Here is a 25,565-nt window from a genome sequence, read left to right on the forward strand (position 1 = left end):
GCACGTTTTGGCTCAAAGAACCATTCCCATTTGAGCTTATTACACCATCTGCATCATACTCATCCATTTCCGAACATGAAAACAGACGAACTGGTGCCGGCAAAAATATCCGTATATTCATTTCCGCACAATTTTGTTTGTTAAACCTGTCATATACCTATTAATTACCGGTAAGAGTGTGTTTACGAAAATCGTGTCAGAGATAAGTCTGCCTTGGAATAATCAATTCAGGCTTAGGGGTGACAAAGCAAAGTTAAAAGAATATTCCCAAATTAAACAAGTATGGATATGCTTTTTTTTAATATTTTATTGGAAAATCAATCAATGGGTATTATAAAACAGTACTATTCACATTTGGTTGAATAAATTACCGTTTAGGCATTCCCGTCAAGAGCATTAATAAAGGAACATCAGAAATTTTGCGGTCATAAATTTCCAATGTTCCAATATACAACTACAGTAAAAGTGTACAAAAAAACACTCCGCTGACACACCGGACATCCCAGACCGGATAATATCAGCGGAGAGTTTATGACTTTGTCGGGTGTATATACGACTGGCATCCGGAAAGACACACGGTCATAACGTCACATCTGTATCGTCACGAAAACATTTCACGTATAAACAGCATGTGAGTCGCACCATGTCGTCACATACGCTATCTTAAACCCGACTATTTATTTCTTTTTCGCGTCGGCATCCTTTTCCTTTGCAGGAGAAGACTTATATGCCTTGTTAAGTCCGGCGATGACCTCGTTTGTTATGTCGTGAGCTTTGTCGGCATAAAGAATGTTGTCGCCAGCCTTGCTGAGAATAAGGCTGTATTTCTTGTCTTTATTGTACACAGCGAGGAAATGCTGTATGCTGTCGCGCAAGGCATTGTTATACTTTTCGGTCTCCGTCTGGAACTCATTACTCAACCGCTGGTTGAGAGCCTGCAGGTCGGTGTTCTGCTTCTGCAGCTGCGCACCTATTCTTTCTGCCTGCTCGCGTGTGTAAGCGTTCTGCTGCAACTTTTGCTGGAAATTGGCAGCAGCAGTCTCAAGCTGTTGCTGTTTCTGTCCGAGAGTATTCTGTATGTTCTGTCCTTTCTTCTGCAGAATGAGAGAATATTCCTTACAGAATTTGTACTGTGTCATGATACTGTCTACCTCGACAAATGCAATCTTTGTCTCTGTCGGGGCGACCTTGCCGCTTTCCGACTTGTCATCCACCTGCGATTGCGACTTGTCACATGAGGTGGCTGCAAAAACAGCGACGGCAGCGACAGCAAGCGTACCGAAAAAGTTTTTCTTATTCATTTTATCCGTTATTGTTTTTAATTATTATTTCAGTTCTGTCATCTCGTCAATATGCCTTGCCCTTTACCTGCGCCTCACGGTCCTGATCCATAACACAGTGTATACCGTTCTTGCGCAAAGCCGGATTGTCATGTATATGCTGGGAAGAGAATCTACCATTCTTCTTCATTATTATTTTTACACACAATAATGCCACGGCAATAGCAATAATTAACATGCAAAGGAGCAATGTTTTTATCATTTTTATTTAATTTTGTGCCTACAAAGATAATGTAAAACACGGACAGAACAAAATTATTTATTTATTTTTAGCCCTTGTTCCGCTTATCTTGTATCTTCTGATGCCTGCGTGGCTCGTCAGGACGGCATACAAATATGTAAAGCATACCACACCTGTCACGGCGGCATCATTAATAAACCACAATATAAAAACATTAAAGAATATGGAAATGAAAGAATTGAAACCGTCACTTGTTTTTGAGCACTTTGCCAAAATCAACAGTATACCACGCCCGTCAAAGCACGAGGAGAAAATGATAGAATATCTTAAAGAATTCGGCGCAAAACGCAATCTGGAAACCAAAGTGGACGAAACCGGGAATGTCATCATACGCAAACCTGCCACGAAAGGCTATGAAGACCGCCCTACAGTGATACTGCAGAGCCACATGGATATGGTGTGCGACAAGCTCGTGGACGTGGACTTCGATTTTCATAAGGATGCCATACAGACCTATGTGGACGGCGAGTGGCTCAGAGCAAAAGGAACGACAATGGGAGCAGACGACGGTATCGGATGCGCCATTGAGCTTGCATTGCTCGACAGCGACGACGTGGAGCACGGTCCGATAGAATGTGTGTTCACTCGCGACGAGGAGACAGGACTGACCGGAGCGTTAGGCATGAAAGCTGATTTCATGACAGGAGACATGCTCATCAACCTTGACTCTGAGGACGAAGGACAGATTTTCGTTTCGTGTGCAGGAGGAAGAACAACACACGCAACATTCAGATTTGAAAGGGAGAACGCCCCTGAAGGACATTTCTTCATTAAGGCATCCATAAAAGGACTGCTTGGAGGACACTCTGGAGACGATATTGAGAAAAAACGCGCAAACGCTATAAAGATTCTCACAAGATTCCTTTACATAGAACAGGAAAAGACAGACCTGAGGCTGGCACAGTTCAATTCAGGTAAAATGCACAATGCGATACCTCGCGACGGAAGCATTGTCTTTGCCGTACCTGACAGTGCGAAGGAGACCGTACGCGCAGACTGGAACATCTTCACAAGCGAGATTGAGGAAGAATTCCACGTCACCGACACAAATATGGTGTTCATGATGGAAAGCACAGAACGCTGCACAGTGATTCCAAAAGAGACAGGCACCAGAATAATACGGGCTCTGCAGGGCATTGACAACGGCATATTTGCAATGTGTCAGGACGAGGCTCTGGCTTGGATGGTGGAGACATCAAGCAATGTGGCAAGCGTCACGACAGCAGACAACAGCATGGAGATCGTTGCATCACAGCGTTCGAACGTGATGAGCAACCTCGAAAACCAGTGCAATACGATAAAAGCCGTGTTCGAACTGGCAGGAGCCGAAGTCGTTCAGGGTGACGGATATCCTGCATGGAAGATGAAGGCGGACAGCAAACTGACAAAGACCGCTGTAGAATCGTACAAGAGGCTGTTCGGCAAAGAGCCAATCGTTAAAGGCATACACGCAGGACTTGAATGCGGACTGTTCTCAGAACGTTATCCTAACCTTGATATGGTTTCGTTCGGTCCGACACTACGCGGTGTGCACACACCTGACGAAAGTCTGCTCATTCCGACTGTGGAAATGGTATGGAATCATCTGCTTGACATACTTAAAAACGTGAAATAAAGTATGAGACTGGCGAAAACGCTTTCTTTGTTCTGCGCCGCAATCCTGATGACGGGTTGCGGCAGCGGAAATAAAGAAGAAAAGCTCGTAAGTGATTTCCTGAACAAAAACCTGAAAGAAAACAACATCTCGCAGGTGACGTTTTCCGAAGTTGACTCCACATCACACGTCAGCGACAGTGTAATAGGCATCATGCGTAATGACGCGGAACGCTCCGGACTGTTCAGAAGCGGCTTAAAATACGCTGAAAGAACAAAGGGGCAGAAACTGCATTTCATAAGCGTGAGCTACACGGCATCCAACGGCAAAAGGATGAGACATACCTTTTATCTTGATAAAAAAGCGGATAACGTCATCTGCATAAAGAATGATGACGTGGTTACAATGAACACCGAAAATAAAGAATAACTGCAAATACACGTCATAACCATGATAAATAAGAGAAGCGCATCATCACAATACGCTTCTCTTATTTCTTTTATACAGGTGGCGACAAGATTACAAGACATCATGGCTGAAGCTAAAACAGCAGGATGTCACTTCATTGCGATGTGTACATAGGTAAGAACCCCGTCAGCAGTGCGTTATGATTTGGACGACAATTCAGACCGCAACTTTACCAATGGCTCGAAATCTTCCGCATCGCCATCCAGTACATAAGATTGGCATGGAATATCATTCGGTGTCAAATAAAGCAGTATATTCAAAGAGGATATTTTAAACTCGGTATGCATTTTATTTTGACACAGCCTTGTCGGAGTATCGCTCTATGTTCAGCACAAAAAGCTATGCCTTTATTACACAATATATAATAATGCATCACCTCTTGACAAGCGGTTTTATGATGTGTGAGACATGAAATCTGATATGGCATGTCTTAAAACATATCTGTAATTGACTGAATTAATCAATGTCAGCCCATCATCACCACTCAACTTCACCTAAATTTTCCATTAGGTAAATAAAAAACAACTAAAATAGTTGCAGTTTCAAAAAAAATCATTACCTTTGCACTCGCTTTAAGATTTGTACGACATTACAGATTTATCTCAAAGGAGAGATGGTAGAGTGGTCGATTACAACGGTCTTGAAAACCGTCGTACCGAGAGGTACCGGGGGTTCGAATCCCTCTCTCTCCGCTGAACGTTACGGACAAAACCGGACAACGAACAGACAAGTCCCACAAATTCAATGATTTGTGGGACTTTTTTTATCCCCTTGTGTCTGCCTTAAAGTACATTTTTTCGCCCCTAAAAGACAAGGTTTCTAACCTAACTCGTACCCCCGACAAACAAAATCAAAAAGGGGGTACAGATAGTCGGAAATTGGCGAACTTCTGTCGGTGTTTGGCGAGCCTGCATAAAACTCATTTTTAAGCATTTACAGTATTTTTGTAACTAAAAAGTGAGTATATGAAATCGACATTCAACATTTGCTTTTACGCAAAGAAAGACAAGCAGAAAGCGGGCGGTGCGTACCCCCTTTTCGCCCGTATCACAGTGGACGGTGTGGCAAGCCGTTTTAATACTAAATTGGACGTGTTGCCTGAAATGTGGGACGGTAAGGCTGGCAAGGCTATCGGACGCACAGCGGAAGCCGGACGTATCAACCGTATGTTAAGCGATATAAACGCATCGCTGAACACCATCTACCACGAAATGCAGCGGCGTGATAATTACGTTACTGCCGAGAAAGTTAAAAACGAGTTTTTGGGACACAGCGAGAACCACGAAACCATCCTTACCTTGTTCCAAAAGCACAATGAGGACGTGAAACAGCTTGTTGGCATATCCAAGACGATAGCGACCTACCGCAAGTATGAGGTTACACGCCGTCACCTTGCGGAGTTTATACAGAGTAAATATAACCTTTCTGATATTTCCATCCGGGAAATAACCCCGATGTTCATTACCGATTTCGAGTTATATTTGCGTACAGCCTGCAAGTGCGGTTACAACACCACCGCCAAGTTCATGCAGTTTTTCAAGCGCATCATCATCATAGCCCGAAACAATGGCATACTGGACAAAGACCCGTTCGCCAGCTATAAAATCCGGCTGGAAAAAGTGGACAGGGGCTATTTGACGGAAGACGAGATAAAAATCATCCTCAAAAAGAAAATGGCTTCCGAGCGTTTGGAACACGTCAGGGACTTGTTCATCTTTTCCTGTTTCTGCGGTCTGGCTTACAGTGATGTTGCCAACCTGCGGCAAGAGAATATCCGAAAGTCATTTGACGGTAATCTGTGGATAATGACGAAGCGGCAAAAGACCAACACGGACGTGAATGTTCCCCTGTTGGATATTCCCAAAATGATATTGAAGAAATACAAAGGCAAGCTGCCGGACGGAAAGATATTACCTATAATCAGCAACCAAAAGCTGAATGCCTACCTGAAAGAGATTGCCGATGTGTGCGGGATTAAAAAGAACCTCACATTCCATCTTGCCCGGCACACGTTCGCCACGACCACCACGCTGGCAAAGGGTGTGCCCATTGAAACCGTCAGCAAGATGCTGGGACATACTAACATTGAAACAACACAAATTTACGCCCGCATCACTAACAACAAGATTAGCAGCGATATGCAGGGGCTTGACAAGAAATTTGTCGGTATCGAAAAGATTTATAAGGAAGTCGCCATGTGATTTTGATTATAGGGAACAGGTCGTAAACTGCGACCTGTTCTTGCTGCATTATTCCAACATTACTTAATCCTTAAAATATACAATTATGGGCTTGCAGATGCTTTCCCGGTTATTCCATGTTTGAGTTGGGCAAAGACGAGTGATGATCGGGAGCTATCACAATTTGTGATAACTCCTGACAACATTCGTCATACGCCTATTTCGCCAATGGCTATCATCCATCATGCGGGCAGTCTGTGGACTACCCGTATTTTTTATATCCTTTTCCAAAGCCACATTCCCCGAAACGCCAGCGGTGCATGGCATCGCAGACTGTCTTTCGTGAAAAGAGCCTTTGGAAACCCGCACAAGAGTATCGGAAGGTGAACTCCCGACACACTTGTTTTTTCCGCCCGCATAGGCAATTCCCTAATGGACTGAATGGGGAACAAGAACTTTTCACCTGTTTCCCAACCTGTAAATCTTCCTCATTAAGCAGTCCTCCAGCCGGAAGGTCGTTTTTATCATTTCAATAGGCAAAGGTAGTTACGTGTTCTTCACGGGTTTGCAAGGTCAAGCCTTTTCAGGTTTGGCGAAAAAATCTTCCCTGCGACATTCGTTGCGAGGTATTTTTTCCACAAAACCCTGCAAACTCTAAACACTGCCCTTTTAAGCCTATGTGAAACGAAAACGACCGACCCGACCGGAAGACGCATAAAAAAAAAAGTCGGATTTACGGGAAACAGGAAAAAAGTTCAGTGAAACTTCAACTCCCTACCTCTCAAATCCGCATAAAATTAAAAACTTAAAAATTACAGGATATGGAAGCGGCAACATTATCGGAAGCAAGAGTTTATGTAGGCACTTATGGCAAGTACAACAACGGTTCATTGTTCGGGGCATGGCTTGACCTGTCGGACTATTCGGACAAGGAAGATTTTTACGAAGCCTGCCGGGAGCTTCACAAGGACGAGGAAGATGCGGAGTATATGTTTCAGGACTGGGAGAACGTACCGGAAAACCTAATCGGCGAAAGCTGGATTTCCGAGAACTTCTTCACCTTGCGGGATGCGGTGGAAAAGTTGGGCGACACCGAACAGGAAGCCTTTTTCGTGTGGTGCAACTACAAAAGCCATGATTTGAGCGAGGAAGATGCGGACGACCTTGTACGGGACTTTCAGGACGAATATCAGGGACAATATGACGATGAAGAAGATTTCGCCTACCAAATCGTGGAAGAATGTTACGACCTGCCGGAGTTCGCAAAAAACTATTTCGACTACAAACAGTTTGCCCGTGATTTGTTCATGTGCGACTACTGGTTTGATGACGGGTTTGTATTCCGGGCGGCTTAAACGACCATTCGGGCGGGGTTAAAAGCCCTGCCCGCATAAACAGAGAAACGATGAAACGGAAAAGCATTTATAAAATCATCCTGCGGGTGTTATTGTTCTGCCTTGTGTGGCGGCTCGCCTGCACAGCCGGAGCAATCACGGCGGTAACGGCATATCTTGTATTTCGTGCCGCCTGTTTCCTGCTCCGGGTCTGCCTGTCGGCGTTTTATGCGTTGTGCGTGGCTCTGCTTTTCCTGCTGTTGCTTTCCCTATTGAGTATATAACGAATAAAAAACAGAATATCATGCAATCATTGAACAGAAACGGGGTGAGCATCACCCAAGCACCGGGAGAGGAAAAGTTTGTAAAATACCGTCCGGTCGCATTCAAGGGACGGATATTTTACCAGTACGACTACCGCCACACGGACGGGGAACTGTTTTCCACAGTGGCTAAAACGCTGGCAGAGTGCCGCCACAGGCGGGATAAATGGATAGAAAAGAAAGAACAGGGTAATAACAGATAAATTTTAAGGGTATGAAAACGACAGAAGTAAACAAGAACCTAATCGGCAGACGTTGCGAGTGTATTTTTACGGGCATGATGGTAACGGGCGTTATTGAGGACATCGAGGAAAACAAGTATTCTGTAAACGTGAAAGTGCATTTCGATAAGCCGCAGCAGTGGGGCGATGATTTGTACACGGAAGATTGGGCATGGGGACGCAAGACGGACGAGTTCGGCACGCTGCACCATTTGCGACTGTTGGCAGACGAACCGGACTTTCAGACGATGACAGTAGTTTTCGGTGAGCCTATCAGCCAGATAGACCGCAGCGTTTTTGAAGATGTTTCCACTTGGGGTGTTTCTTCTTTGCAAGGTTGGATAAACAGCTATGAAAGTGTCAGGTTTGTAGCCATAAACGACCATACGGCGGTCATAACGGGAGAATACAACTTTGAACAGGTAAAGGTGTGGTTAGAGAAAAATATACCCATACAGAGCCTTAAAATCAGTTGATACAAAGGCGGCAGAAATGCCGCCGCTACTTTCTTTCATGAGTGCCGGAAAATAAAGTAGCCAAAGAAACCCGACCGTGTTCCCTAATAAAAAAACACCCGCCGATATTTTCGGCGGGTAGATTTTCATAACATACACATTGTGTATCAATCCATTTCTTTTCCCCATAGCTCCTTGTCTGTCGGGGCGTTTATCATTCATGCCTGAACCAAGTTATAAACAATACATGGTAAACGCTTATTCCGATAAATATCCACAGGGTCATTCCGTTTCTTCTTCGCTGCTGTCATTGTTGAACGAGAACGAAACCTGCTGCATCTGCCCGAAGCTGTCGATGATATAGATGTCAATCGTCTGCTGGTCGGTCGATGCCGATGTGTAGTAGAGCCGGAACGTTTCTTTCTCCAGCGGGTACAGGTCATTGGGCAGGAACACCGTACCGTTATCCATTTCCAGCTTTCCTTTGCCGTCAGGCTGGAAATAGCGTATCTGGTAGGTCGTAGGCTGGTAGTCGCCGCCACGCACCAGTTGGCAGCGTATTTCGGCTGTTTCGCCCACTTTCAGTTTCTTGGGCACGGGCAGCGTTTCCACCGTGAACGGGTAAGCCTGCTGAATGTCCAAGCTGTCATTACAGGCGGTTACAAGCACGAGGGCGGCCACGATGTAGCAGCCCACGATGATTTTATACATTACATTCTTCATCTACATTATTATATAGCGGTCAGTTGATAATGAATTTCAGTCCCATGCCTACCTGCGTGTGGAACTTGCCGATGTCCGAGCCGAACAGCATACGTTCCCTCGCATTGACGAGCAGCACCACCCGGTCGGTCAGGTAGGTTTCCAGTTCCAGCGTGAGCGCACCGCCGTAGATGAAACAGTCCTTGTCCAGCAGCGTAGCCCCGTCCGGCAGCAGCTTGTCGCCCCGGTTGCTGGTTTCATACCCGGCGAGAGCCGACAGCCCCAGCGAGAGGAAAAAGGTCTTTCGCCTGTCCGAAAGGAATTTCAGGTAATAGCCGCCCTCCGCCGTGAACTGTTCTACCGGAATGCGCATATCCTTGTAGTCATACTTCTTATGCAGGTATTCCCCGCCAATCACCCAGCGGTTGGCGTTCTTGGTATAAACACTGTATGCCGCCCCGAAATGGCAGGCAAAATCCGTGTCGGAGTTCCAATGTACCCCGTCTGCCATGCCCGCCGTTACCTGCAAGGCTTTCATGCCCGGCAGGTATCTTTGCGCGTGTGCCTGGTTCAAATTCAGGCACAGCGCAAAGAGTGTCATTATAAAGATGTGTTTCTTCATTCCCTACTTTATTTTCAGTTCGTTTATCACTTCGGCGTTCACGATGTCGGCATTCTCCACCCGTATGGTCTGATGCCGACCGCCGTTCTTCTCGTAAAGCTCCACCAGCAGCAGCTTGTCGTCCGGGATGGTGAACTTCGGCAGGGCGTACACCGTCCGGACGGTACTTTTCCCGGCAATCTCTATCACCTCGTTGTAGCTGCGTACCGCATCCAGTACCGTTTCCTGAATAGCCGTGCGTTTGGGCACTTTCTTATCGACAATCTTAAACTTGATGAAGTCCGTATCGAAAGGCACGTTGGAACTGTTCTTCGTCTGCGTATGCACGTAAAGCATCCCGTTATAGGTGTAAATCCCCTTGATTAAGAACTGTATGCCGAAACGCTTGCTGCCCAAGTGTCGCACTTTACGGTCATTGTTCTTGTAGATGCTCTGCATTATCAGTTTTACCAGCAGCGGGCTTTCATTTCCCAGTTCCCGGAAATAGATGTTCATGCGGGTATGCGAAAAGTCGGACGTATCTTCATTTTCCAAGAAGTCCTTCATTTCGATGTTGAGCATTTCCGGTTCACGGGCATACTTGGCGTTGAATGAATAGAAGCTGCCGTCCTCGCAGATGACGGAGAAGTTCGTTTCTCCCGGAAAGCCCTCTGTCGTGGCTTTCACCCTGATTACGTTTTCCGCACCGTCAGCCTTGCCCGCTATGATGTGGTTGCTCCCCAAATCTACATAGCGGACGGCGGAGGGGAAAATGATATGCACCGTTTTGGCGAAAGTCACTTCCACGCCGTAGGGCGTTACCATTTGTCGGTAAGGCAGCTTTCGGGTGATACCCCGGTACAAGTCGTTGCCTGCCGCATACTTCACCGTGTCGGTTTCCTGTGCGTTTGCCGCACACACGCCCAGCAGGAGGGCGCACATTACAAAAATCTGTTTCATCGTTAATTGGAAATTTTAGTGGTTTGTCAAATGATTATTGCTGTTTGGCGTAAAGCATCACCTTGTACCCGGCTTTCAGCTTCACTTTCACGGTTCGGAACTTCTTGGCAAGGTAGCCGGACGCACCCTGCATCAGCCCCCTTGTAACGTCCATCGCCACCTGTTGCCCGGCGTTCTGCGTAAAGGAAATGCTTGTACCCAGCCCGCTGCCGATATTCGCCATCGCCTCGTTGAAGGCTTCCTGCTCCATCGAGGACGGGACGGAAAGCCCCTTTTGCCCGTCCGTGTCGAACACTGCGAGTTCCACCGGGATGATGTTTCCCGCATACTCTATCGAGGACACCAGTATGTCGAGACGTTCGCCCTGTACCTTTGCCGTGCCCGCCACAAGGGTATTCTTCGGGATGACGATGCTGCCCGCCTGCATGGGTTCAAGCAGACGGAGTTTTACCGCCTGCCCGTCCGTCAGCGTCTGGTCTTGATGGATGCAGGCGGCTATCGTGTTCCTGCCCATTGCGTAGCCCGTTCCTACCGCCGTGTTGAAACCGTAGTTGCGTGGGTGGCTGTAAGCACGGATAAAATCGGCATCGCTCATGGGCTGTTGCAGCCCTGAAACGGCGTTTTCCCGTACTGCCTGCACGGACACCGTTTCCGACTTCTTTTCGATGTCGCCCACGACTGGCACTTGTGCCGCCTGCCTGTCGCCGCCTGCATATTTGGCGGCAAGCTCGTATGACTTTTCCAATAGAGCCATCTGTTCGTCAGCGGTGGGCGTGGCTTCCCGCTGACGTTCCAGCTTTTCGGTCAGTTCCGCCACCTGCCGTTTCAAGTCCTCTTTTTCCCTGTCCTCCGGTGGTGTTTCATAGAATGTGCTTAGTTGGCGGTTGATGTCCCGGTAGGCGGTCGCCGAGGAAGAAGCGCCGCCGCCCCGCACGGGCTTCGGATCTTCTTCCGGCATCAGTCCGGCTTCCGCCTGCGGTTCTTCCGTTTCATCGGCCCCTATGAAACCGAAGTCCTGAAGGGATTGTATCCTGTCCTGCCGTTTCCGGCTCATCATCGCTTGCTCGTAGGCGGTCTGCTTGTCCGCTATAATCCCGTCCTCTGCGGGCAGCGGGATGTCGGCATTGAAACCGCCTACGCTTTCCGTTTCCGCTTTCTCCTTGCCGGAGGGGGCGAATATCAGGTACATGCACCCTGCAAAGGCGAGGAACATCAGCGGGAAGACTATCATTTTCCTGCGCCGCTGCACCTCTTTCGGGGAAAGTTCCCGTTTGGGCTTCTTCTCCTTTTCGGGCTGTCTGCCCGGTTCATTTTTCTGTACTTCTTCCATATTCAGGTCTGTTTGTTAAATTGATACTGTCGTTACCATGTAGCGGGAGCTGCCGGATGTGTTCGATTTGCAGCCTTTGCCCGTCCCGTTTCCCGATGTTGTAAATGGACGAAACGGTGATATAGAGGGACAAGCCGCCGAACAGGGCGGACATCACGAGGATGACCGCCAGCCGCTTGCCCGGCGTGATACGCCCGCACAGGCGGCGCAGGCGTTCATCCGCCCAGTCCCGCACCGTTTCAATGTAATTTCGCTTCCTCTCCATAAGGCTATCGTTTAATGGTTTGCAAATCCCTGTTCTCGTCAATCGTGAACGCTTCCATGATGAAGCCGTGCGGGTTGTTGTCGCTCCGTGTGGCGTTCAGGAGCCTGCACGTGGTGACAAGGCTTCTGACCGTCAGGCTGCTTTCCCGGACAATAAGCTGCCGGGCATAGGTTCTCACCTTGTAGGGGTACTGGTTGAAGTCACATTTCACGCTGTCAATCTCCACCGTCTGGTTGATGTTGCCCGAAATGATACGGTTGTAGTAGCCCTTTTCCGACAAGTCCTTGTAGTAGTTGAACGCACTCCTGTCGGCGAGGAACAGGGAGCGTTTGATGTTTCCCTCGATGGCGTCCTTGTCGGGCGAGAGCGTGAAAAAGAGTTCGTGGAAACGCTTCACGTGCGATTTCGCTTCAATCGGTCTGTTCTGCGCCATGTCCTGCGAGAGAGCCAGCATCAGGCTCTTGCCGTTGTCGAGGACGTATATCTTCTGCCGCTGCTTTTCGGCGAAGCTGTACGAGTTCCACACGGCAAAGCCCGTGACCAGTGCGCACAGGCAGATGAATACCAGCGCAAAGAGCCGGATTTGCCGGAAGCTCGTTTCGATGTTCGTCAATGACTTGAATTCCATATTCTAAAAATTGAAGTTGGTTATTTGAGAAGTTTTCCTGCAATCTTTCCGGTTGCCGCACCTGCCGCCGCACCCGTGAGTGCGCCCGCACGTGTCAGGTTGCGGTTGTATGCAGTTGTACCCCCGGCTGACACAATCCAGCCTGCCACTGTCGGAACGGTGAAGTAGCCCACGATGCCGATAATCATAAAGATTACATACACGGTACTGCTCCCGTCCGGTATGAAGTTCGGGTCGGAAAGCTGCTCGATGTCCTTCTGGAGCATCAGTGTCTGTATGCGTGCCAGCACGCTGCTGAACAAGTCCGACACGGGAAGCCACAGGTAAATCGAGATATAGCGTGAAATCCACTGGGTCAGCGTGCTTTGGAAACCGTCATAGACGGAAAGGGCGAACGCCAGCGGACCCAGTATCGAGAGCACTATCAGGAAGAACGTGCGCAGCGTGTCGATAATCAGCCCCGCTGCCTGAAAGAGTATTTCCAGCAGTTCCCTGAACCAGTCCCGGACGGATTTCTTGATGTTGTATGCCGCCCTGTCCATGTACATGCCCGTCATGGTAACCATGTCGGAGGGCGACCAGCCCAGTTCCTCCAGTTGCCTGTCAAATTCCTCGTCCGAAGCGAGGTATGCCGTTTCCGGGCTTCGCATCAGGGCTTCGTACTCCAGCCTGTCTTTCTGTGCCCGGTACTCGTTCATGTCGAAGGTCTGCGTTTCCATAAGCTGGCTGCATCCTTTCACTATCGGCGACAGCACCGTGTTGATAGTCCCCAGCACGAACGTGGGGAAGAACATGATGCACAGCCCCAGCGCAAATGGGCGTAGAAGCGGGTACACGTCTATGGCTTCCGCCCGTGCGAGCGACTGCCATACCTTGGCGGCTACATAGAACAGCGCACCCAGCCCGGCTATCCCTTTGGCTACCCCCGTCATGTTGCCGCACAGGGGCATCATTTCGTCATACAGCACCCGCAGCACTTGGTGCAGGTTGTCAAAATCCACTGCTAACAACATAGGCATGTCCGTTTGATGTTACCAGTAGCGTTCATCCGCCGAGCCGTAGAGAGCCAGCACCCGGTCGGTGTCGTTCTTTTTCTTTGCCCGCAGGTAGGACACGGAAATGTTCTTGCGGGTGTAGTAGTTCACGAGATTGCGGTAGTTCATCAGGCTTCGGTAGGCATTGTCGATGATTGCCAGCCGTTCGGCATCCGTCAGAGACATGCCCGTGATGTTCACGACATTTTTCAAGTCCTGAAGCACGTCCGAACTCTCGTCCAGCAGCATGGCATAGCCGGAGGATATGGTCGCCAGCTCGTCCGCCGTGAAATACGGGTCGGCGAGCATGATTTGGTAGTTCCTGACGTAGATTTCGGAGATTTCCGCCACCAGTTCGATGCTTTTCTTCACCTTGATACCGCCCTTGACGACATCATGCACGGATTTGAGCGCATCGTAATAGGCTTTCCCCTGCTGGAAAATCTTCTGCGTTTCCAGAAAGCCGTTCAGGGTGTTGGCTTTCGTTCCCGCCGTTTCCACAATCTGTTTGGCGGTGTTGATGATGCCCTGAGCCAAGTTGCCGGGGTCTGACACCACCCACTGGGCGGATGCCCTGCCCATGAAGCACAGGCATACCGCCATAAGAAGAATCGTTCTTTTCATCATTTTTTGTTTTTAGGATTTGTAACACGCCTGTATTCGCCGCCGGGCAGGAGCGTTATCCGGTCGTTCCTTTTGTCGTAGGTGAACTGTATGCCGAAGCCTGTTTCAATGAACAGGCAGCCGTTCCGTTCTGTCACCGGATAAGTAGTTTCCAGTACCCTGCCCCTGACATTCGCTTTACGGATGACGGTGTATCTGCCGTCCGTTTCCGTGAGTGTGAAAGCCGGGTGTCCCCTGACGTGTACCCAGTCGCCCTGCATCCTTTCCAGTTCCTTGCTTTCACTGTCCTTACAGTCAGCCAGCAGGCAGGCGGACAGCAGCGTGTAAATCAGATTGTCCATTAATTTCATATCGTTTATTTTTAGGTGGTTGATAATCCGGGATTTCTTTTGCTCTCCGCAAGCCGTTTGACAGCCAGTTCAAGGTTGCCGCCCAGCTTGTCGGCAAGGGCGAACAGTTCCGTTTTCTCGCTTTCTTCGGTCGTGTACGTGTAATATTCCTCCAGCGAAACTTCCGTTGCGTACACCGCCGACTGCGTGCCGCCCAGCGAGAAGAACACTTCCTTGTACTTCCGTCCGGGATGGTTCGCCATGTTGATGGACAATATTTGCGAACGTTCCTTGTCGGTCAGTCCCAAGAGGTTCTGTATGCTGTCGAACTTGTTGAGATATTTCCTTTGGTCTAACAGAATCTTGCAGTCCGAATTGTTGATGATGCTCTCTTTCACGATAGGCGAGGAAATAATATCCTCCACTTCCTGCGTTACCACAATCGCTTCCCCGAAATACTTTCGGACGGTTTTGTACAAATATTTTATGTAGTCCGCCATGTTCGCCGACGCTATCGCTTTCCACGCTTCTTCAATCAGGATTAATTTTCTTATTCCCTTCAATTTGCGCATCTTGTTTATAAAGGCTTCCATGATGATGATGGTCGTTATCGGGAACAGTATCTTGTGGTCTTTGATATTGTCCAGCTCGAAGACAATAAAGCGTTTGTGCAGCAAGTCCAGTTCCTTGTCGGAGTTGAGCAGGTAGTCATACTCGCCGCCCTTGTAATAGGGTTCAAGCACGTTCAGGAAGCCGTCAATGTCAAAGTCCTTTTCCCTGACATTCTTCCGTTCAAGCTGTCGGCGGTATTCGTCCCGGACAAACTCGTAGAACGTGTTGAAGCAGGGTGTTACCGACCTGTCGCCCGTGATACGTTCGATATAGGCACTTACTGCATTGGACAACGCCACTTCTTCCGACCGCTTCGGGGCTTCATCGTCCCGCTTCCACAGGGTGAGTATAAGGGTCTTGATACTCTCTTTCTTCTCTATGTCAAATACCCCGTCCTCGACATAGAACGGGTTGAACGCTATCGGGTTCTCGTTGGTGTAGGTGAAATAAATCCCGTCCTCGCCGTGCGTGCGGTTGTGGATAAGCTGGCACAGCCCCAAATAGCTGTTGCCCGTATCTACCAGCAGCACGTGCGCCCCCTGCTCGTAATACTGGCGTACCATGTGGTTGGTGAAGAAAGACTTCCCGCTGCCGCTCGGCCCAAGTATGAACTTGTTGCGGTTGGTCGTGATGCCTTTCTTCATGGGCAGGTCTGATATGTCGATGTGCAGCGGTCGCCCGCTCACCCTGTCCACCATTTTGATGCCGAAGGGCGAAAGCGAACTCTTGTAGTTCGTTTCTTCCACGAACAGGCAGAGAGCCTGCCCCAAGAACGTGTAGAAACTTTCTTCCGCCGGGAAGTCCCCCTCGTTGCCCGGTATGCCCGCCCAAAAGAGCGTGGGCGTATCGACCGTGTTGTGGCGTGGCTTGCATTCCATCAGGGCAAGCTGGCTTCCCACATCGTTGCGTATGCGTTTGAGTTCCTCCCGGTCATCGCTCCAAGCCATGACGTTGCAGTGGCAGCGCACGGAAACAAGCCCCTTGCTGTGCGCTTCGTTCAGGTACTCGTCTATCCATTCCTTGTTTATCTGGTTGGCACGGGAGTAGCGGGAAAGCGACTGCATGTTCCGGGCGGTCTGCTCGAACGTTTTCAGGTTTTCGGCATGGTCGTCTATGAAGATGTATTGGTTATAGACGTGGTTGCACGACAGCAGCACGCCCACCGGGGCGGCGAATGACAGGCGGCAGTCGCTCCGGTCGGTGGACAGCTTTTCAAACCGTGTGTCCGTACCGACCTTTTCCGGCAAATCTTCCACGTCCGAAAGCGTGTGCAGGCACAGTATGTCGTCCCCGACACGCATTTCTTCCGGGTAAAGCCCGATGTCTTTCAGGCAGGTGGTATCTGTCTGTGAAAGCGAGAAGTATTTCTCGATGATGCCAGCCTTTCCGTCCTGCCCGGTGATTTCCGGTACTGCCAGCCGGGTAAGCGTGATAAACCCGCTGTCGTTCATGATACGCTCGAACTGTCCGACCGCTTCGATGAATTTCATAGCCGTTTCCCTGTCCGCTATCTCCTGCGGAACAATCCTGCCCCGGCAGAGGGTGGAGAAGTCGCTCTGTCGGCGGCTTCTCTCCCTTGTCGTCTTTGTCAGGAACAGGTAACAGTAATGGTTCAGGAACGGGCGTTCATTGAAGTGCCGCTCAAAACTCCGGGACAGGAAACTGAGTTCGTCCTTTCCGGTGTCGGGCTGGTAGTTCTCCGTGATGAAGAAGTCCTGCTTGTGTACTATGGAATAGTCGGGCAGTACCTTGATTGCCTTGTACCATGCCGAATGTATGGCTTCATATTCGGCACTGGTGACGGTGAACAGTTCGGGCAGTTCCACCCGGAAAGCCACCGTTATGTCGGCATCCTTTGAAATGATGCAGCCGTTCTCCACCGCCAAAAGGGGAAATTTCCTTTCCAGCGTGGTAGCCTTTAACATATTCCTCATGGTCTTTCTTCCTTCCTTTTTTTATAGGTGAATAATCTGGGTATCGCCTTTCGGCTGATGATGAAGCGGGGATGTCTTTTGCGGGCGGCAGCTTTCATCAGTCCGTGCGTGCCGTACTTGGCATTGAGCCGGAAAGTCTGCCATACGAGCAGCAGCGAAGCCGACACGATGAAACCGATACATAGCCACTGGTTCACGCCTGTCATGAACAAGACGATGAACACCACGAACACGGCGAGCAAGCCGCCCGCAAAGATGAAAAGGTACTGGCTTTTCAGCCCCTTGAACTCCACCGGCTTCCCGATACCCCTGTTTACCGGATATTCAGACATAGCCGCCGTTTTAGAGGAAGAACGAACGCAGGATAGTGGCGGCGACAATCAGGAAGATGCACGCCCCGAACCAGCTTGCGGCGGTCTTGCTGGTATCGGGGTCACCGCTTGAGAACTTGTTATACACTTTTACACCGCCAATCAAGCCGCAGACCGCCCCGATTGCGTACACCAGCTTTGTTCCGGGGTCGAAATACCCGGTTATCATGTTGGTGGCTTCGGTAATGCCCGCCTGTCCGTTACCTTGTGCGTAGGCACTTACCACAGCGGCAAGGAGAGCCGCCGACAAAAAGATTTTCTTTTTCATTGCGAATTGGATTTTAATGCCGGGACAGCGGGTGGATAGTCCGCTGCCGCACGGCGGATGAATAATTTGAAATTTTAGTGGTTGCGGCACGGATGCCGTCTGTTGGTGTCAGTATTGCCAATCAACCGTAATCACGTTGCTTCATATCGTTACTTGTTATGTTACAGATACTCGTTCATGTCGAACGCTTCGTATTCCCCGCTGGTATTGCCAGTTCCGGCGGGAGCAACCGCAGCCAGTTCCGCTTCGTTGCGTCCCAGCAGTTCCGCCACCTTTGCCAGCCCGCCGTTGATGTTCTCCACTACCGCATCGTAGAGGTTCGTCCCCTCAATCCGAGCCAGCGTCACGGCGGCTTGCCGCTGTTCCGCTTCGGTGGAGTTGTCGGCGTTCGCCGTGCGTACCGTTTCGCCCAGTTCCTCAAAGCTCACGCCCGCAGCCCTGCCCGTATCATCGTACCCGTCCATGTACCCGGATATTTCTTCGTCCTCGTAATCGGGTTCGTCATCCCCGTAGTCGGGCGTTTCGTCCGGCTGTCCGGCAGCTTGCGCCGCAAAAATAGTATCATTTTCAGCCGCTTGCGGGAGATGTCCCGATTTGTCCTGCACTGTCCCGATTAGTCCACCCTTGTAGCGGCTCTCGCCTATCAGCGTGTAGCCGTCCGCCTGACTTTCGGGAACGGTTTTATCATTTGTTCCCTTTTCGGAACGCCTGTTGTCCGCATGGCGATACCACAGCCACAGGGCGATATAATACACCAGAAGCCCGGTAAGTATGCAATAGGTTACCATAGTCAGACAGGCTTTTGGAAGTGGCTTTCGTACAAGGCGTTTATCTCGTCTTGGTACTGTTCGAAGTGCCGCAGCAGAATATTTTCCACGTAGCTGCTTACCGTCACCTTGCGCCCGCCTATCACCGTCACGATACGCATCAGTTTCTCGTGGGTGGCTCGGCTCACGTACAAGGGTTGTCGGTCTGCCAGTTCCACTTTCTGGAAGTAGGTTTCCCGGTAGTCGCCCGTGCAACCCTTGCGCCTGCGAGGTGTCGGTTTCTCCATCCGTACCGTTTCCGTTTGTTGTCCCTCTTGGGTGATGCCCGTTTCGCCGCCGGGGTTCGGTATGTTCTCCGGCTGCTTGTCCTGCTTGGCGGGGACACCCTGCGAGATAAGTTCCCGCATGAAATCCTCGTCTATTTTCGGCAGAGTGCCGTTTTGCTTTGCCATATCATTGTAATTTAATGTAATACATCATTTCTGTTATCAGTTCTTCCAAGTTGCTGCCCCTTACCAGCGGGCGGCTGGCGGGAAAGAGCGTGGAGCGGAACACCGCCTTCCTGTCCGTCATCAGTTCTTTTTTGTAGCGTTTGGTGTCAGGGATAAAGGTTTTCATCAGCGGCAGTTCCAGTTCCTTTATCGTCTTGTCATAGGCGGCATAGAGGTCGGTTTTCTCCCGACCGTCCACCATGTTCCAGAAGAGGTACAGCCCGGCAAGTCGGCAGGCTTCATTCCTCACCAGCAGCTTTTGGATAGCCACCGCAAACGACAGGCTGCTTTCAAGAACCACCTTATCGGCGGAAATCGGGGTAAAGATATAGTCCATGCCCGCAAGGGAGTTTATCACGCCCTCGCTGTTCACCGTGCCCGGCAGGTCAAAAAACACGATGTCCGGCACGTGTCCGGCTTCTGCCGTATATCCGTCAGCGGTGGCTATCGCCTTTTCGGGCGAACTGCACAGCACCGGGTAGGCTTTCTTCCCCAGACGGGTGAACTGTTCATACGCCATGCGCTTGTAATCCTCGTCCGCCCCGACCTGTTCGGCATCCCGCTTGCGCATCCCGGCAATGGAGTGTTGCGGGTAGTCGCAATCGACTACCGCCACATCGTAGCCTTTGAGGTAATAGAGGTAACTCGCCGCAAGCACGGTAAATGTGGTTTTGCCGACCCCGCCCTTCTGGGTGGAAAAGGCGACATAAAGGGGTGTTTTCTCGTTTTCCATATTGCTTCCGTTCATTATTGGTTGATATATTTGTTTATTGCTTCCAATCATTCGGGCTTTCCATATTGCAGGCTTGAAATATGGAAAGACTGCTTTATTTCAATCTTGCTTTCCTGCTTTCATTCTTTCTTGAAATCCAGCAATCACGTTTTCTTGAAATCCTGCTTTCAACCGTTCTTGCCTGATTGAAATGTGTCTTTCAATCTTGCTTTCAATCTTGAAATCTTATGCAAATAAAAGGAGAAAAAACGTCCGTTTTTAGATGTGTCCCGATTTGTCCTTTCGTGTCCCGTTTTGTCCACCAACTGCCTATTTTACAGCATTATAAATCACCGTTACTTTGCAGCGGAGTAACGAGCCGCAAGGGGTAAAGACGTGTAACGGTGCTGGTGGACGGCAGGGCTTGCCGCCTGATGCAGACCCCAATCCGTCCCGGACGGATTTTCGATTTTCGCCAGAAAATAGCAAGGTGTGTTTCGTGGCACACGAAACCGTTTTCCGTGCCTGAAAACGCCTTGCCCATTGCGGGGTAAAAACCACTCCGAAGTCGTGATTTTTTAATTCAAGGAAGTATGGAAACAAGGAAAAACAGCAAGGGCGGTCGCCCCGCCCTCCAAGACCCGGCGAAACATCGCCATGTCCTTTACCTGAACGACCGGGAGAACGCCCGCTTCCTCTCGCAGTGGGAGCAGTCGGGCGTTTCGAGCAAGTCCCGTTTCATCGCCGCACGTATCTTCGGCGAGCCGTTCCGGGTGGTGAAAGTGGACAAGTCGGCGGTCGAGTATTGCGCCCGACTGACCGAATTTTATGCACAATTCAGAGCGGTAGCGGTCAATTACAACCAAGTGGTAAAGGCTCTAAATAGTAACTTTTCGGAGAAAAAGGCACTGGCTTTTCTCTATAAATTGGAGAAAGCGACTACCGAACTGGCTATGTTGAACCGTCAGGTTATCGACCTGACAAACGAGTGCAGGGAACTATGGTTGCCAAAATAAGTACGGGAAGTTCCATGTTCGGCGCACTGGCATACAATCAGGAAAAGGTGGACAACGGGGAAGCGAAGGTGCTTTTCTCCAATAAAATGCTGTTGGACGAGGACGGGCATTCCAGCATCGGCGGGTGTATGCGCAGCTTTGAAATGCAGATGCCCGTCCATTTGTCCACCAAGAAGCCGATATTGCACATTTCCATAAACCCGCACCCGGAAGACGTGCTTTCGGACAGCCAACTTTCCGACATCGCACGGGAGTATATGCGGAAGTTGGGCTATGGCGACCAGCCTTATTTGGTCTATAAACACGAGGACATCGACCGCCACCATATCCACATCGTGGGCTTACGGGTGGACGAAAACGGCAAGCCGCTGAATGACAGGTTCGAGCACCGGAGAAGCAAGCAGATCACCCGTGAACTGGAACGGAAATACAACCTGCATCTGGCGGAGAGAAAGGAGCGTGCCGAACGCCCCGAACTTAAAAAGGTCGATTACGCAGCCGGGGACGTGAAGCACCAGATTGGCAATACCGTGAAAGCGGCTTGTTACGGCTACCGCTTCCAGTCGTTCGGGGAGTACAGGGCGTTGCTTGCCACCTGCAACGTGTGCGCCGAGGAAGTCAGGGGGGAAATAAACGGCAGACCCTATCAGGGCATTGTCTATTCCGCCACGGACGATAAGGGCGAAAAGGTGGGCAACCCGGTAAAGGCATCCCGCATCGGCAAGTCGGTAGGCTACGAAGCGGTGCTGTGCAGGATGGAAAAGTCTGGCAAGACGATTAAGGACGGGAAGCTGAAAGAGCGTACCCGGAAGATTGTCGCCGCAGCCATGCAGACCGCCCGTAACCGACAAAAGTTTGAACAGGAACTGAAACGGCAGGGCATTGACGTGGTGTTCCGGCAGAACGACAGCGGGCGCATCTATGGCGTTACGTTCATCGACCACGACAGCCGGGTGGTATTGAACGGTTCACGTTTGGGCAAGGAGTTTTCGGCGAACGTGTTCAATGACCTGTATTCGGATGTCCAAACGGGACAGACCGAAAGCGTTGCTCCGCAGCGGGGACAAGGGCAGGACTTCACGCAGCAGCCGCATACGGCGGCACGGCTTCCGGTCAGCGGACTGGGCGGGTTGTTCGGCGGATCTTCCATAGGAGAAGAACCGCCGCAGGACACCGCCGGGCAAAAGAGAAAGAAGAAAAAGAAGCGCACAAGACGCATCGAATAACTTAAAAACATACGACTATGCAACAGGAAGATGATTTGAGGGGGCTTGCAAGGGTCATGGACTTTATGCGGGCAATCAGTATTTTATTCGTGGGAATAAACGTGTACTGGTTCTGTTACTCCAGCCTGAAAGGATGGGGAGTAACCTTTGAGGTGATAGACAAGATTTTGTGGAACTTCCAGCGTACCACCGGGCTGTTCTCGTCCATGCTGTGGACGAAACTTTTTGCGGTGGTGTTTCTCGCCCTGTCGTGCATCGGGACAAAAGGGGTGAAGAACGAGAAGATAACTTGGACGAAGATACATTGCTGCCTTGCGGTGGGTTTCGTCCTGTTTTTCCTGAACTGGTGGCTGCTGGAACTGCCCTTGCCGCATACGGCGGACACGGCATTTTACATCGCCACGCTGTCTGTGGGCTATATATGCCTGCTCATGGCGGGTACATGGATGTCCCGCCTGTTGAAGAACAACCTTATGGATGATGTCTTTAACACCGAGAACGAGAGTTTCCAGCAGGAAACCCGGCTTATCGAGAACGAGTATTCGATAAACCTGCCCACCCGTTTCTATTATAAGAAGAAATGGAACAACGGGTGGATAAATGTGGTGAACCCGTTCCGTGCCAGCCTTGTGCTGGGCACGCCGGGAAGCGGAAAGTCATACGCAGTGGTAAACAATTACATAAAACAGCAAATCGAGAAGGGTTTTGCACTCTACTGTTATGATTATAAGTTTCCCGACCTGTCGGAAATAGCATATAATCATTTGCTCACGCATTTGGACGGCTACAAGGTCAAGCCCAAGTTTTACATTATCAATTTTGACGACCCACGCAGGAGCCACCGGTGCAACCCGATAAACGCCAGCTTCATGTCGGACATAGCGGACGCTTACGAAGCCAGCTACACGATAATGCTCAACCTCAATCGCAGTTGGATAACCAAGCAGGGCGACTTCTTCGTGGAAAGCCCGATTATCCTTTTGGCGGCTATCATTTGGTATTTGCGCATCTATCAGGGCGGCAGGTATTGCACGTTTCCCCATGCCATTGAACTGTTGAACAAGAAATACGCCGATGTGTTCACGATTTTGCGCAGCTATCCCGAACTGGAAAATTATCTTTCCCCGTTCGTGGACGCTTGGGAATCAGATGCCCAAGAGCAGTTGCAGGGGCAGATAGCGAGTGCCAAAATACCGCTTTCACGTATGATAAGCCCGGCACTTTACTGGGTAATGACGGGCGATGATTTCTCGCTGGATATAAACAACCCGAAAGAGCCTAAAATACTGGTTGTCGGCAACAATCCCGACCGCCAGAACATCTATTCGGCGGCACTGGGATTGTATAACAGTAGAATAGTGAAGCTGATAAACAAGAAAGGTCAGCTTAAAAGTTCAGTGATTATAGACGAGTTGCCCACTATCTATTTCCGTGGTCTTGACAACCTGATTGCGACCGCCCGAAGCAACAAGGTGGCGGTTCTGCTGGGCTTTCAGGATTACAGCCAGCTTACCCGTGACTACGGGGACAAGGAAAGCCGTGTGATACAAAATACGGTAGGCAACGTGTTCAGCGGTCAGGTGGTCGGGGAAACGGCAAAAATCCTGTCGGAGCGTTTCGGGAAGGTGTTGCAGAAACGGCAGAGCATGACAATCAACCAGCGGGAGAAGTCCACCTCGATAAGCACCCAGATGGACAGCCTGATACCTGCCAGCAAAATATCCAACCTCACGCAAGGCATGTTCGTGGGGGCGGTGGCGGACAACTTCGATGAACGGATAGAACAGAAGATTTTCCACTGTGAAATCGTGGTGGACAACGAGAAGGTGAAACGGGAAACTGCCCGTTACGTGAAGCTGCCGCAGATTATCGACTTCACCGACAAGGATGGCAACGACCGGATGCAGGAGGAAATACAAGCCAACTACGAACGCATCCGTCAGGAAGTCCGGCAGATTGTCGAAGACGAGATAACCCGTATCAAGAATGACCCGGAGCTGTGCCATTTGATTAAGGAGGAGGAAGAATAACCGATATTCTTTCCTGACACACAGTATTTTTGCTAATTTTGCAGACAAAGAAATGATTATGAATGAGAACCAAAATATAGAATGGAAAGAAAGCTGGCGGGACGACTATCTGAAATGGATATGTGGTTTTGCCAATGCCGCAGGCGGCAAGATATATATAGGCATGAATGACAGCGGGCAGGTGGTCGGTGTTGCCGATGCCAAGAAGCTGTTGGAGGACATACCGAACAAAGTCCGTGATGTGCTGGGTATCATTGTGGACGTGAACCTGTTGGACAAAGACGGGTTGGAGTATGTGGAAATTGACGTGCCGCCTTATTCGAACCCTATCAATTATAAAGGTCAATACCATTACCGCAGCGGCAGCACGAAACAGGAGTTGAAAGGTGCGGCATTGAACCGCTTTATCCTGCAACGTACAGGCAGGCATTGGGACGAGTTTCCCATAGAAAGAGCCAAAATAGAAGAACTGTCGGAAAGCGCATTGAACCGTTTCCGTAAGGAAGCGGCAAGGAGCGGACGGGTGGACGAAGGTGTTTTGAAAGATAAGACCGAACACCTGCTGCATGATTTACGTCTGATAGACGAGGACGGACATTTGAACCGTGCAGCACTGCTGCTGTTCCATCCCGATCCTGAAAGGTTTGTGTTCGGTGCATATATAAAGATTGGTTTCTTCCGGGATGACAAAGGCAATCTGGAGTTTCAGGACGAAATTCACGGTGCTTTGATGGAGCAGGTGGACAAGGCTATGGATTTGATAAAAAGCAAATACCTGATTTACCGTATCTCATACGAGGGAATTTCTCGGCGTGAAACGCCGCAGTTCCCGGTAGAAGCCATCAGGGAATCGTTGATGAATGCCGTAGCACATAAAGACTACGCCAGTGCCGTGCCCGTTCAGATTAGCGTATTTCCCGACCATATCACTTTTTGGAACGCCGGGCAGTTGCCGGAGAACTGGACTACCGAAAGGCTTTTTGAAAACCATCCATCCTCTCCATATAACCCGTTAATTGCCAACGCATTTTTCAGAAGCGGGGACATCGAAAGCTGGGGACGGGGCTACAAGCGTATCTTGGAAGCGGTCAGCGCATACAAATTGCTGCCGCCCCGACTTGAAATGTTAAGCGGTCTGATGATTACCTATTATACCGATATACGTTCTCAACTGCTGGTGCAGCGGGTGGATGAAAGGTATATTCCTGTTATAGAGTATGCAGCCAAGAACGGGCGTGTGACAAACTCGGACGTGCAGGAAATTTTGGGAGTAAGCAAACCGACAGCTTCCCGCATACTCCAGCAAATGAACGGCTGGCTGGATATGCAGGGAAAAGTGGGTAAGGGAACTTATTATACACCTAAATGGCTCACTAACGTATCACGGATATAATGCCGTTTTTTTGCAAAATGCTGATTATTAGCCGGAAGAGACATGATTAAATGGCTCATAAATGGCTCATCAAAAGAGAGTGATTGACTTCGCTCTCTTTTTTTATGCCCTTTTTA

27 protein-coding genes and 1 tRNA gene are annotated in these 25,565 nt (G+C 49.9%); 11 read left to right on the forward strand and 17 right to left on the reverse strand.

The window, feature by feature from the left end; translation table 11 throughout:
* Positions 1–677: 677 nt before the first annotated feature.
* Together BN4609_RS09460 and BN4609_RS09465 are read right to left on the reverse strand one after the other, a co-directional pair.
* A complete protein-coding gene (locus BN4609_RS09460) occupies positions 678–1,301 on the reverse strand; it encodes an OmpH/Skp family outer membrane protein (protein ID WP_068856473.1) in 624 nt (207 codons plus the stop codon).
* 46 nt (positions 1,302–1,347) lie between these two features.
* Positions 1,348–1,542 carry a hypothetical protein gene (locus BN4609_RS09465; RefSeq protein ID WP_068856474.1) on the reverse strand — a complete coding sequence of 65 codons (195 nt, stop codon included), beginning with the start codon at positions 1,540–1,542 and terminating at the stop codon, positions 1,348–1,350.
* Between the two features lie 202 nt (positions 1,543–1,744).
* On the opposite strand from BN4609_RS09465, the gene BN4609_RS09470 reads away from it, so the two are divergent.
* The 7 genes from BN4609_RS09470 (at position 1,745) to BN4609_RS09500 (ending at position 8,177) form a co-directional block, all read left to right on the forward strand.
* A complete protein-coding gene (locus BN4609_RS09470; protein ID WP_068856475.1) occupies positions 1,745–3,196 on the forward strand; it encodes an aminoacyl-histidine dipeptidase in 1,452 nt (483 codons plus the stop codon).
* Positions 3,197–3,199: 3 nt separating this feature from the next.
* Positions 3,200–3,604 (forward strand): hypothetical protein, encoded by a 405-nt coding sequence (locus tag BN4609_RS09475; RefSeq protein WP_068856476.1) that lies wholly within the window; start codon positions 3,200–3,202, stop codon positions 3,602–3,604.
* A 646-nt stretch (positions 3,605–4,250) separates the two neighbouring features.
* Positions 4,251–4,335 (forward strand) — tRNA-Ser (locus tag BN4609_RS09480).
* A gap of 273 nt (positions 4,336–4,608) precedes the next feature.
* On the forward strand, positions 4,609–5,844 hold the full coding sequence (locus tag BN4609_RS09485) for a site-specific integrase (protein ID WP_068856477.1): 1,236 nt from the start codon (positions 4,609–4,611) through the stop codon (positions 5,842–5,844).
* An 800-nt stretch (positions 5,845–6,644) separates the two neighbouring features.
* Positions 6,645–7,178 (forward strand): antirestriction protein ArdA, encoded by a 534-nt coding sequence (locus BN4609_RS09490; protein ID WP_068856478.1) that lies wholly within the window; start codon positions 6,645–6,647, stop codon positions 7,176–7,178.
* A 283-nt stretch (positions 7,179–7,461) separates the two neighbouring features.
* Positions 7,462–7,683, forward strand: a complete 222-nt coding sequence (locus BN4609_RS09495; RefSeq protein ID WP_068856479.1) for a DUF3873 domain-containing protein — start codon at positions 7,462–7,464, stop codon at positions 7,681–7,683.
* A gap of 11 nt (positions 7,684–7,694) precedes the next feature.
* Positions 7,695–8,177, forward strand: a complete 483-nt coding sequence (locus BN4609_RS09500) for a DUF7258 domain-containing protein (RefSeq protein ID WP_068856480.1) — start codon at positions 7,695–7,697, stop codon at positions 8,175–8,177.
* A 261-nt stretch (positions 8,178–8,438) separates the two neighbouring features.
* On the opposite strand, the gene BN4609_RS09505 is transcribed toward BN4609_RS09500, so the two are convergent.
* From BN4609_RS09505 to BN4609_RS09575, 15 genes are all read right to left on the reverse strand, one after another.
* The gene (locus BN4609_RS09505) at positions 8,439–8,879 is read right to left on the reverse strand and encodes a DUF3872 domain-containing protein (protein WP_068856481.1); all 441 of its coding nucleotides are present in this window, start codon (positions 8,877–8,879) and stop codon (positions 8,439–8,441) included.
* A 19-nt stretch (positions 8,880–8,898) separates the two neighbouring features.
* Positions 8,899–9,480 (reverse strand): conjugal transfer protein TraO, encoded by a 582-nt coding sequence (locus BN4609_RS09510; RefSeq protein ID WP_068856482.1) that lies wholly within the window; start codon positions 9,478–9,480, stop codon positions 8,899–8,901.
* 3 nt (positions 9,481–9,483) lie between these two features.
* On the reverse strand, positions 9,484–10,419 hold the full coding sequence (gene traN / locus BN4609_RS09515) for a conjugative transposon protein TraN (RefSeq protein ID WP_068856483.1): 936 nt from the start codon (positions 10,417–10,419) through the stop codon (positions 9,484–9,486).
* A gap of 34 nt (positions 10,420–10,453) precedes the next feature.
* Entirely contained in the window at positions 10,454–11,749 is a 1,296-nt protein-coding gene (gene traM, locus BN4609_RS09520; RefSeq protein WP_068856484.1) for a conjugative transposon protein TraM, read from the reverse strand.
* Positions 11,727–12,014, reverse strand: a complete 288-nt coding sequence (locus tag BN4609_RS09525) for a TraL conjugative transposon family protein (RefSeq protein WP_068856485.1) — start codon at positions 12,012–12,014, stop codon at positions 11,727–11,729. The genes traM and BN4609_RS09525 overlap by 23 nt, the downstream gene beginning before the upstream one ends.
* A gap of 4 nt (positions 12,015–12,018) precedes the next feature.
* Positions 12,019–12,642 carry a conjugative transposon protein TraK gene (gene traK, locus BN4609_RS09530; protein ID WP_068856486.1) on the reverse strand — a complete coding sequence of 208 codons (624 nt, stop codon included), beginning with the start codon at positions 12,640–12,642 and terminating at the stop codon, positions 12,019–12,021.
* A 20-nt stretch (positions 12,643–12,662) separates the two neighbouring features.
* Entirely contained in the window at positions 12,663–13,655 is a 993-nt protein-coding gene (gene traJ / locus BN4609_RS09535) for a conjugative transposon protein TraJ (RefSeq protein ID WP_106390565.1), read from the reverse strand.
* 18 nt (positions 13,656–13,673) lie between these two features.
* Positions 13,674–14,300: a DUF4141 domain-containing protein gene (locus BN4609_RS09540; RefSeq protein ID WP_068856518.1), complete on the reverse strand. Its 627-nt coding sequence runs from the start codon at positions 14,298–14,300 to the stop codon at positions 13,674–13,676.
* A complete protein-coding gene (locus tag BN4609_RS09545; protein WP_068856488.1) occupies positions 14,300–14,650 on the reverse strand; it encodes a DUF3876 domain-containing protein in 351 nt (116 codons plus the stop codon). Before BN4609_RS09545 ends, BN4609_RS09540 begins: the two co-directional genes overlap by 1 nt.
* A gap of 11 nt (positions 14,651–14,661) precedes the next feature.
* Positions 14,662–17,175, reverse strand: a complete 2,514-nt coding sequence (locus BN4609_RS09550) for a TraG family conjugative transposon ATPase (protein WP_068856489.1) — start codon at positions 17,173–17,175, stop codon at positions 14,662–14,664.
* Positions 17,172–17,507: a DUF4133 domain-containing protein gene (locus tag BN4609_RS09555; protein ID WP_068856490.1), complete on the reverse strand. Its 336-nt coding sequence runs from the start codon at positions 17,505–17,507 to the stop codon at positions 17,172–17,174. Before BN4609_RS09555 ends, BN4609_RS09550 begins: the two co-directional genes overlap by 4 nt.
* A 10-nt stretch (positions 17,508–17,517) precedes the next feature.
* Positions 17,518–17,814 (reverse strand): DUF4134 domain-containing protein, encoded by a 297-nt coding sequence (locus tag BN4609_RS09560; RefSeq protein ID WP_068856491.1) that lies wholly within the window; start codon positions 17,812–17,814, stop codon positions 17,518–17,520.
* A 161-nt stretch (positions 17,815–17,975) separates the two neighbouring features.
* Entirely contained in the window at positions 17,976–18,602 is a 627-nt protein-coding gene (locus BN4609_RS09565; RefSeq protein ID WP_068856492.1) for a hypothetical protein, read from the reverse strand.
* 2 nt (positions 18,603–18,604) lie between these two features.
* Entirely contained in the window at positions 18,605–19,033 is a 429-nt protein-coding gene (locus tag BN4609_RS09570; RefSeq protein ID WP_068856493.1) for a DUF3408 domain-containing protein, read from the reverse strand.
* A 1-nt stretch (position 19,034) separates the two neighbouring features.
* On the reverse strand, positions 19,035–19,820 hold the full coding sequence (locus tag BN4609_RS09575) for a ParA family protein (RefSeq protein WP_068856494.1): 786 nt from the start codon (positions 19,818–19,820) through the stop codon (positions 19,035–19,037).
* A gap of 557 nt (positions 19,821–20,377) precedes the next feature.
* Between BN4609_RS09575 and mobA the strand changes: the two genes are divergently transcribed.
* The 4 genes from mobA to BN4609_RS09595 are packed head-to-tail and all read left to right on the forward strand — an operon-like array spanning position 20,378 to position 25,449.
* Positions 20,378–20,800, forward strand: coding sequence for a conjugal transfer protein MobA (mobA, locus tag BN4609_RS09580; protein WP_068856495.1), 423 nt, complete (start codon positions 20,378–20,380; stop codon positions 20,798–20,800).
* Positions 20,785–22,026, forward strand: a complete 1,242-nt coding sequence (mobB, locus tag BN4609_RS09585) for a conjugal transfer protein MobB (protein WP_068856496.1) — start codon at positions 20,785–20,787, stop codon at positions 22,024–22,026. The genes mobA and mobB overlap by 16 nt, the downstream gene beginning before the upstream one ends.
* Positions 22,027–22,043: 17 nt before the next feature.
* Positions 22,044–24,056 (forward strand): conjugal transfer protein MobC, encoded by a 2,013-nt coding sequence (gene mobC, locus BN4609_RS09590; protein ID WP_068856497.1) that lies wholly within the window; start codon positions 22,044–22,046, stop codon positions 24,054–24,056.
* Positions 24,057–24,114: 58 nt separating this feature from the next.
* A complete protein-coding gene (locus BN4609_RS09595) occupies positions 24,115–25,449 on the forward strand; it encodes an RNA-binding domain-containing protein (protein ID WP_068856498.1) in 1,335 nt (444 codons plus the stop codon).
* Positions 25,450–25,565 lie beyond the last annotated feature (116 nt).

Origin of the sequence: Leyella lascolaii (assembly GCF_900079775.1) — a bacterium.
GTDB lineage: Bacteria > Bacteroidota > Bacteroidia > Bacteroidales > Bacteroidaceae > Prevotella > Prevotella lascolaii.

What these genes read in the sequence shown, in the direction of transcription:
- BN4609_RS09460 (WP_068856473.1), bottom strand. Translation starts at nt 1,301, where the DNA reads ATGAATAAGAAAAACTTTTTCGGTACGCTTGCTGTCGCTGCCGTCGCT.
- BN4609_RS09465 (WP_068856474.1), bottom strand. Translation starts at nt 1,542, where the DNA reads ATGATAAAAACATTGCTCCTTTGCATGTTAATTATTGCTATTGCCGTG.
- BN4609_RS09470 (WP_068856475.1), top strand. Translation starts at nt 1,745, where the DNA reads ATGGAAATGAAAGAATTGAAACCGTCACTTGTTTTTGAGCACTTTGCC.
- BN4609_RS09475 (WP_068856476.1), top strand. Translation starts at nt 3,200, where the DNA reads ATGAGACTGGCGAAAACGCTTTCTTTGTTCTGCGCCGCAATCCTGATG.
- BN4609_RS09485 (WP_068856477.1), top strand. Translation starts at nt 4,609, where the DNA reads ATGAAATCGACATTCAACATTTGCTTTTACGCAAAGAAAGACAAGCAG.
- BN4609_RS09490 (WP_068856478.1), top strand. Translation starts at nt 6,645, where the DNA reads ATGGAAGCGGCAACATTATCGGAAGCAAGAGTTTATGTAGGCACTTAT.
- BN4609_RS09495 (WP_068856479.1), top strand. Translation starts at nt 7,462, where the DNA reads ATGCAATCATTGAACAGAAACGGGGTGAGCATCACCCAAGCACCGGGA.
- BN4609_RS09500 (WP_068856480.1), top strand. Translation starts at nt 7,695, where the DNA reads ATGAAAACGACAGAAGTAAACAAGAACCTAATCGGCAGACGTTGCGAG.
- BN4609_RS09505 (WP_068856481.1), bottom strand. Translation starts at nt 8,879, where the DNA reads ATGAAGAATGTAATGTATAAAATCATCGTGGGCTGCTACATCGTGGCC.
- BN4609_RS09510 (WP_068856482.1), bottom strand. Translation starts at nt 9,480, where the DNA reads ATGAAGAAACACATCTTTATAATGACACTCTTTGCGCTGTGCCTGAAT.
- traN (WP_068856483.1), bottom strand. Translation starts at nt 10,419, where the DNA reads ATGAAACAGATTTTTGTAATGTGCGCCCTCCTGCTGGGCGTGTGTGCG.
- traM (WP_068856484.1), bottom strand. Translation starts at nt 11,749, where the DNA reads ATGGAAGAAGTACAGAAAAATGAACCGGGCAGACAGCCCGAAAAGGAG.
- BN4609_RS09525 (WP_068856485.1), bottom strand. Translation starts at nt 12,014, where the DNA reads ATGGAGAGGAAGCGAAATTACATTGAAACGGTGCGGGACTGGGCGGAT.
- traK (WP_068856486.1), bottom strand. Translation starts at nt 12,642, where the DNA reads ATGGAATTCAAGTCATTGACGAACATCGAAACGAGCTTCCGGCAAATC.
- traJ (WP_106390565.1), bottom strand. Translation starts at nt 13,655, where the DNA reads ATGTTGTTAGCAGTGGATTTTGACAACCTGCACCAAGTGCTGCGGGTG.
- BN4609_RS09540 (WP_068856518.1), bottom strand. Translation starts at nt 14,300, where the DNA reads ATGAAAAGAACGATTCTTCTTATGGCGGTATGCCTGTGCTTCATGGGC.
- BN4609_RS09545 (WP_068856488.1), bottom strand. Translation starts at nt 14,650, where the DNA reads ATGAAATTAATGGACAATCTGATTTACACGCTGCTGTCCGCCTGCCTG.
- BN4609_RS09550 (WP_068856489.1), bottom strand. Translation starts at nt 17,175, where the DNA reads ATGAGGAATATGTTAAAGGCTACCACGCTGGAAAGGAAATTTCCCCTT.
- BN4609_RS09555 (WP_068856490.1), bottom strand. Translation starts at nt 17,507, where the DNA reads ATGTCTGAATATCCGGTAAACAGGGGTATCGGGAAGCCGGTGGAGTTC.
- BN4609_RS09560 (WP_068856491.1), bottom strand. Translation starts at nt 17,814, where the DNA reads ATGAAAAAGAAAATCTTTTTGTCGGCGGCTCTCCTTGCCGCTGTGGTA.
- BN4609_RS09565 (WP_068856492.1), bottom strand. Translation starts at nt 18,602, where the DNA reads ATGGTAACCTATTGCATACTTACCGGGCTTCTGGTGTATTATATCGCC.
- BN4609_RS09570 (WP_068856493.1), bottom strand. Translation starts at nt 19,033, where the DNA reads ATGGCAAAGCAAAACGGCACTCTGCCGAAAATAGACGAGGATTTCATG.
- BN4609_RS09575 (WP_068856494.1), bottom strand. Translation starts at nt 19,820, where the DNA reads ATGAACGGAAGCAATATGGAAAACGAGAAAACACCCCTTTATGTCGCC.
- mobA (WP_068856495.1), top strand. Translation starts at nt 20,378, where the DNA reads ATGGAAACAAGGAAAAACAGCAAGGGCGGTCGCCCCGCCCTCCAAGAC.
- mobB (WP_068856496.1), top strand. Translation starts at nt 20,785, where the DNA reads ATGGTTGCCAAAATAAGTACGGGAAGTTCCATGTTCGGCGCACTGGCA.
- mobC (WP_068856497.1), top strand. Translation starts at nt 22,044, where the DNA reads ATGCAACAGGAAGATGATTTGAGGGGGCTTGCAAGGGTCATGGACTTT.
- BN4609_RS09595 (WP_068856498.1), top strand. Translation starts at nt 24,115, where the DNA reads ATGAATGAGAACCAAAATATAGAATGGAAAGAAAGCTGGCGGGACGAC.